Here is a 6,000-nt window from a genome sequence, read left to right as displayed (position 1 = left end):
GTCCCCGCCGCTTCCGCCGCGTCCCGAGCGCCTCAGCAGCGCCGGTGAAGGGGGTTCTAAGGATAACCAAACAAAGCCGCAAGTGGAAAATCACGTCTTGCGCGATTTTTTTGCGATTTTGTATTTTTCATAAATATATCAAATTATTACGTCGCACTCATGGGCTTCAAATTTCCAAGAAACACCGCAGAGGCAGCCGCGAGCCGAACGGCCAGCAAATGATCGAGTCGCAGCCCACCCCATATATAGTAAGTCTGCCAACTACAGCCACAAGGCGACGCCGAGTCGGAGCGCTCGAACCGATTCAGAATCCGACCAAATCCCCGGAGTTGTCGCACTCTTGGAGGACGAAAAAGTGAAAGGTCGTCTCTCAGGTCTTGCGCATTGATCGCGGATACGGTCACCTCGCCGGAACGATGCGTCTTGATACATTGTAATATGACACCCACACACACTGCCACCTTTCCCTGCATACGTACCGTTGGACTAGACGGCCTACTGATCTCATTTGACGACGCGATGGCTGAACCGTCCAACCGGGCCGCTCTGGCCTTTCGCAACGCGATCGACTCCTTGGGTTGGAACGGTGTGATTGAAACTTCCGCCTCTTTGGCTTCAGCCTATGTCAGGTTTGATCCTTTGACCCTGCCGCATTCGGAAATCCGTGCGCGTGTGGAACAGATGCTTGAGCGCAACGACTGGTATAGCGCGCCTTTGCCTGCTGGGCGGCGATTGTGGCGTGTACCCACTGTCTATGGAGGCGAGCTTGCGCCGCAATTGGATGAGGCCGCGGCGGCGGCCGGGTTATCCTCGGCAGAGGCGGTGAGGCGTCTGAGCGAAACACGCGTACGTGTTCTGACCATCGGCTTTGCACCCGGGCAGCCTTATCTTGGACCGCTTGGGCCGGAATTCAACATACCACGCCTCAAGGAACTGACCCCTATGGTGCCGACAGGCGCATTGGTTCTGGCGATTTCGCAATTTGTGCTGTTTTCAGGCCCGACGCCGACGGGATGGCGGCATGTGGGCCAAACAGCTTTTCGGTGCTTCCGCCCGAAAGCAGAGAAGAGCTTTGCATTGCGACCGGGCGACGAGATGCAGTTCCTTCCTATTACGCGCGAAGAACTGGCAGCCATACAAGCGACCGGTGACGACTCGGGCGGGGCCACCTGCGAGGAGATTTCGGCATGAGCCTGATCGTCCACTCGATAGGTCCGGCCTGCACAGTACAGGATCAGGGCCGCGTAGGGTATCTGGATCAGGGTCTGTCGCGATCCGGGGCCGCGGACCAACTGGCTTTGCACGAAGGAGCGGCTTTGCTGGGACAAAGCCCGGACTGCGCCGCGTTGGAGATGGCCGGGATGGGCGGCACGTTTGAGGCGACGCAGCCAGTCAACATCGCCCTAACCGGTGCGCCTATGCAGGCGAGCATTGATGGCACCCCTATTATCTGGAATGCCTCTTATTCCATGGAGGCCGGCCAGAAAGTGACCATTGGGGCCGCAAAGCGTGGCAATTACGGCTACCTTCATGTCGGCGGGGGAATTGAAACGCTGGTGTTCCTGGGATCTCGCTCTACGCACCTGACTGCAAAGGTCGGGCGCACTGTTGAGACGGGGGATGTGCTGCCGATCGGCCTTCAATCGGGCAACGCCGGTTTAAAGTTGCGACTCGACGACCGGCTTGCCGGAGGCACCCTTCGGGTTCTGGCCAGCTTTCAGACCCCCCTGTTTGACCAGGAAACACTGGATCGCTTTACTCAGACCACGTTCCGGCGCGGCGCACGGGCGAACCGGATGGGGATGCAGTTGGACAGCGACGGCGAAGGCTTTGCCGCCAAAGGTCAGTTAAACATCTTGTCCGAGGTCATCACACCCGGAGACATCCAGATGACCGGGACCGGGAATCCTTTTATCCTATTGCCTGAATGCCAGACCACGGGCGGTTATCCTCGGATCGCCACCGTCCTGCCCTGCGACCTGCCCCGTGCGGCGCAGACCCCGGCAGGCGGGAAGGTGCAGTTCGAATTCGTCTCGATGGAACAAGCTGTCGCCTTGCACGCGGCATATCTGTCCGATCTGGCGCGAATGCGAACGCGAGTTGAACCTCTGGTCCGTGATCCTCATGACATCCCGGACTTGTTATCCTACCAATTGATCGGCGGAATGATCTCTGCCACCGAATAAGGAGTTTTGCTGATGCCCAGCGTCGATCTGAATGCCGATATGGGGGAAAGCTTTGGCCCCTGGAAGATGGGTGACGACGAAAGCCTGCTGAAGATCATCACCTCGACCAACATCGCCTGCGGCTTTCACGCGGGCGACCCGGACGTGATGGCGCAGACGATGACTCTGGCGGCTGAGAACGGCGTCGGCATCGGTGCGCATCCCGGCTTTCCCGACCTTCAAGGCTTTGGTCGCCGCAACATGAAAGTGCCGCATGACGGCCTACGCAATCTGGTACGCTATCAATTGGGCGCGGCGATGGGAATGGCCAAGGCGGTCGGGACGCAAGTCCGACATCTGAAACTGCACGGGGCGCTGGCCAATATGTGCTCGGTCGATATCGACATGGCGCGGGCTTGCTATCAGGGCGCGCTGGACGTTGACCCGGACATCATCATCATGGTTCTGGCTGTCACGAAACAGGAACAGGCCGTGCGCGAACTGGGCTGCAAATGGGTCGGAGAGATTTTTGCAGACCGTGCGTACAATGACGACGGCACGCTTGTGGACCGCAGCCTGCCCGGCGCGGTCATCCACGACCCCCAGCTTGCTGGGCCGCGCATCCTGAACATGGTCCGCGAAGGGGCTATAATCACCGAATCCGGCAAACGACTGGAAACTTCGATCGACACGATCTGCCTGCACGGGGACGGCCCGACCGCGGTGCAGATTGCCCGGTCCGTGCGCGAGAACCTGATCGCGGGCGGGGTCGAGGTGACAAAATTCATTCGATAGTCATCTCGACATAAGATTGGCGCCCCACCTTCTTACTGTTGCCCACGCGGTTTTCTGACCCTAGCATGCCTGCAAGTGCATGTTCTGATTATTGGAAATTCACACAGGGCCAAGCCCGCATACCACCGGGCCTGCGCAAGGAGGGAAATTCATGTCTTTCGATTTGATGTCTTACGAGCCCCGCGGCGACAAGAAGAACTCGGACTTCTTTCAAGAGTATTTGCCGAAGATTTACGAACGGCGCACCAGCTCGGGTGTCGCGGATCAGGTCAGCGCGATGCGAGCCATCGTTCTGCAGGTGGAAACCGCGGCGCTGTTCGATACGCTGATCGAGCTGTATGTGATGACACCATACCGCCACACGGCAACCTATCTGGGCCAAACTCACAAATTTTCGGTCCTGCATTCGCATTCCGACTACCCGGCTATGATCGTAATGGCCCCGCTTAGCCCCAGCTTTGAGGACTTTATTCCCCGCATCAACCGGATGTACCCACTGGCCCGCAACACTCCGCAAACCCGCTATGTCGGAGAGATTTACGGCGCGACCGACCTGAATACCCTGACCAAGACACTGGAAGATCAGAATATCCGCTTTGAATATAGTGGCGACACTGAAAATCCGTTCTACACTTTGGACGGTTTCCGCTTCACCACCCCGTCGGATTTCACCTGCAACCGGGTCGGATATTCCACGCTGGACTTCAATGACCCCGACAGTCTGGGTCTGGGCGATCGCGTCCTGCTGAGCGAGGCAGAACAGGCGCAATTGGATCAGGCCGCAGCCTTCGGAGCGGACAGCAAGATCGCCCGGCTAATGCTGGGCATCGACCACCTCGCCACCCGCATTCTGGCCGGTGAGCGTGAGGACGCGATCCTCGAATTTCTGACTATGGTGCCTTATTACTTCTGGGGGGCTTACAACATCTTTGACATGAACTCGTCGACCAATGTGAACCGGAACGCGGATGTGGATGATGACAAGAAATCCCCCGCCAAGGTTTTCACCGCCAACAACACGCCATCATTTGTGAATTCCTTCGAGCAACTGCCAATGCCGACCGAGGACTTTGTCCGAAACTTTGGTCGCCGTCTTCATCACATGGCAGTCGAGATTCAGGATGGCGATCACGGCGCCGGGGAAAAGAACGTCGATTTCGTGGTAAATACGCTCAAGGACAAAGGCGTGCCGTTCCTCGCCCACGTGGTAGGAGAATGCAAAGACGACCCGAACCTCAAGCAGATCTTCTCTAAACATTCAAAGAACACCTTGCTCATTACCGAATATATCGAGCGCTGCCATCACTATGATGGGTTCTTCACCAAGGACAACGTAGCAGCCCTGACGGCTGCGGCCGGACAAGACGAGCAATACCACCACGGCGCGGTATTTGACTAAAAAAGGGCTGCGAGTTTCCTCGCAGCCCAGACCCATCCAGGAGAAAACATGTCGGATCTTATGATGGTCCGATCATGAAACAGGTGACATTCCGGGCCTGAAGCCTGCGACAAGCCAGATCAGCCTGTTCGCGGGTCATGCCCTGAAATGTCGCTTCGAAACCACGCGAGCTTTGGTTCACTTTGCGCAGCGTACCTTCCAGAGTGGTCATCTCCGACAGGGCAGTTTTCAACAAGACTTTTTCGGCCTCGTAACGAGTGGTGTAGCGCCCCACATTAACACCCCAAAGATGTCCGCCGGATGTGGACAGGCGCGTGACGATTTCCTGCTCGGGCTCGGGCGGTGCGGTGGGGTTGGTCGATGCCAGAACCAGATCGCTTGGGCGCGTAGCAGGTCGTGTGGTGTCGTCGGTCGGTGACTGGATATCAGCCGCTGCAATGGCCGCGGCAATTCCGTTTTGAATACGCGCACCGTTCTGCGCAGCAGTTGCTGCAACCGCGCCTGCCACCTGCACGGCAGCACCCGGCCCCGGACGCAACACTGGGCGCAAGCTGGAAGCTGGCGCCCCTGTCAGAGCTGCAACCGTTGCGCCCAGACCGGCATTCCCGGCATAAGTCGGACGGGCCGGCTTGCGGATCGGCGCGCGCGAAGGCGCGCGGCGGAAGCCCATATCCAGCAACTCGGCCACTTTGGCATTACGCGACGCCCCGGACTTACCACCAAAGACCGTCGCGATAATGCGTTCATCCTTACGCTTGGCCGAGGCAACAAGGTTAAAACCCGCGGCGCGGGTGTAGCCGGTCTTGATCCCGTCGGCACCTTTATACGCCGCCAGCAAACGTCGGTTGGTGTTCGGAACCGTCTTGATCCCCGCATGGGTCGATTGGCGCGAGAACAGATTGTAATACTGCGGGTAATCATAAAGCAGATGACGGCCCAGCGTGGTCATGTCCCGCGCGGTCGACAGGTGCCCCGATTCCGTTAGACCATGCGCGTTCTTGAAAGTCGTCCGGCTCATCCCCATCGCCTTGGCGGTACGCGTCATCCGGCGAGCAAAAGCAGCCTCGGAGCCGCTGATCGCGATACCGATGGCAGTGGCGGCGTCATTGGCCGACTTCACCGCAGCCGCGCGGATCAGATACCGGAAAGCAATCGTCTGGCCACTGCGCAGACCCAATTTCGACGGCGGCTCAGCAGCCGCTGCCCGAGTAATACGCACCGGCGTGTCCAACTCGATCTCGCCATTCCGCACCGCTTCGAACGCGATGTAGAGCGTCATCATTTTGGTCAGTGACGCCGGGTGTAGTCGGGTATCTGCGTTGCGCGAATGCAGAACCTCTCCGGTTCGCGCGTCGATCACCATCGCCGCGTAAGGCGCAGCCAACCCTTGCAACGGCGCAAAGGAAAGCAGCCACACGAATGCTATAAGAAATAAGCCCATTCGGGCCGGAACTGTCCGCCGAACCTGCACGATCTTTGCCTCTGTCTACCTCACGCCGCCGGGTTTTCCCGGTCAGCAATACAATTATTTTATTATCGTTCAGGCTAGCACAGGGGGCCGGTGAAATAAACAGAAAGCTCATGTATTCGCGGTTTATTGAGCCCGCGCACCGCATACTACATGTGGTCGGTGGCGCGCAC

At 58.2% G+C, this 6,000-nt stretch carries 5 protein-coding genes; 4 read left to right on the top strand and 1 reads right to left on the bottom strand.

Translation table 11 applies throughout. The annotated features are described in order from the left end of the window. Positions 1-438 precede the first annotated feature (438 nt). The 4 genes from ACR0LN_RS22375 (at position 439) to ACR0LN_RS22360 (ending at position 4,359) form a co-directional block, all read left to right on the top strand. Complete coding sequence (locus ACR0LN_RS22375; protein ID WP_480432841.1) at positions 439-1,191, top strand: 5-oxoprolinase subunit B family protein; 753 nt, start codon at positions 439-441, stop codon at positions 1,189-1,191. Next, complete coding sequence (locus ACR0LN_RS22370; protein WP_480432840.1) at positions 1,188-2,186, top strand: 5-oxoprolinase subunit C family protein; 999 nt, start codon at positions 1,188-1,190, stop codon at positions 2,184-2,186. Before ACR0LN_RS22375 ends, ACR0LN_RS22370 begins: the two co-directional genes overlap by 4 nt. 12 nt (positions 2,187-2,198) lie before the next feature. Beyond that, positions 2,199-2,960, top strand: a complete 762-nt coding sequence (locus ACR0LN_RS22365) for a LamB/YcsF family protein (RefSeq protein ID WP_480432839.1) — start codon at positions 2,199-2,201, stop codon at positions 2,958-2,960. A gap of 151 nt (positions 2,961-3,111) precedes the next feature. Then, entirely contained in the window at positions 3,112-4,359 is a 1,248-nt protein-coding gene (locus ACR0LN_RS22360) for a hypothetical protein (RefSeq protein WP_480432837.1), read from the top strand. Positions 4,360-4,417: 58 nt separating this feature from the next. Here the strand turns inward: ACR0LN_RS22360 and ACR0LN_RS22355 are convergent, their stop codons facing one another. Then, entirely contained in the window at positions 4,418-5,800 is a 1,383-nt protein-coding gene (locus tag ACR0LN_RS22355) for a D-alanyl-D-alanine carboxypeptidase family protein (RefSeq protein ID WP_480432835.1), read from the bottom strand. Between the last annotated feature and the right edge of the window lie 200 nt (positions 5,801-6,000).

This window comes from Ruegeria sp. AA6 (assembly GCF_056542865.1).
The sequence above is the reverse complement of the archived record's forward strand: the minus strand, read 5'-3'. Positions and strand labels throughout refer to the sequence as shown.